Origin of the sequence: Paraclostridium sp., from assembly GCF_051657365.1 — a bacterium.
In the GTDB taxonomy this organism is placed as follows: domain Bacteria; phylum Bacillota; class Clostridia; order Peptostreptococcales; family Peptostreptococcaceae; genus Paraclostridium.
Window position 1 is genome coordinate 1 of the sequence record NZ_JBOFKN010000050.1, and the last position, 1,111, is coordinate 1,111.

A 1,111-nucleotide genomic window follows, 5' to 3' on the forward strand; every position below is an offset into this window, starting at 1 on the left:
GATGGAAATATATTTGATCTTGTTGATAAAAATACTATTACTGCATCATCTAACGTATCTATCTGGAGTGGAAATGGTCCTGATTTAATTTTAGATGATAGTGAAGATACACTGTTTCATTCAAATCAATATTCTGTTGGAGGATATGGGGATGTTTATTTTAAGTTTGAAGAGCCTAGAGTTATAAATAAGATAGAATTTTTAACGAGACATCTAAGTTCTAATAATGGAAGAATTGACCAATATGAAATTTTATATAAAAATGGAAATTTTGATGCAGGTTGGATTTCTATTTATCAATCAGAAATAACTGCAGAAAAAGGGTGGAAAATAGCAGAATTTCAAGATGTTTTAGTTTCAGAAATATGTATAAGAGTTCATAGAAGTTATGGTAATTGGATAGTAATGAATGATATAAAGTTTTATTTGAATATAAATGTGGAAAATGATTTGAAAAATATTTTTGAATCATTGGAGTGTTTAGCAGTAAAGTCTCAAATAAGATTAAAAGAGATAAGTATATTAAAAGATAAATATCAAGATAATTTAGAAATGGTGAATTTACTGAATGTAGGTAGATATCTGTGGCTTAATAATAATGAAGTAAGCAGAAAAAAATTTAAGTTTATAAAATCTGATGTTAATAAAGAAGATTACTTTGCTACTTTAAAAATAAAGCAAAATTTATCAATAATACCAACAGGAATAACTTTTAAAGCTAAAAAAGAATATTTAATTGTTTCAATGGAGGATATCACTTTATATATTGTTGACAATTTTGAGAACTTAAGGAATAAAAAAATAGAAATAAAAAAAGGTGTAAATACAGTATATTTAAAAGAAGATACAGCAGAAATATTTTTACTAGATACTATTAATAAAAATATTGAAATGGTTATATTTAATGCTGATTTAGTAAAGAATTATTCTGCAGGAAAAGTTGAATATAAAGAATTTTTAAAAGAAAATACCAAGGAATTAGGATTAGTTGAAGGTAAAAATTTTATTTGTCAGTTAAATAGAAAAGAGATTGAAAATCTATACAATGAGTTTGAATTTTTACAAAGTATTGAAAATTTAGATACAATATTAAATTATATATACTTTTTAT

At 23.5% G+C, this 1,111-nt stretch carries 1 protein-coding gene; it reads left to right on the forward strand.

Annotation, left to right across the window (positions count from 1 at the left end):
* Positions 1–1,111, forward strand: a 1,111-nt coding sequence (locus tag ACRCYC_RS03615) for a hypothetical protein (RefSeq protein WP_438617818.1), incomplete at both ends; no start/stop codon positions are given.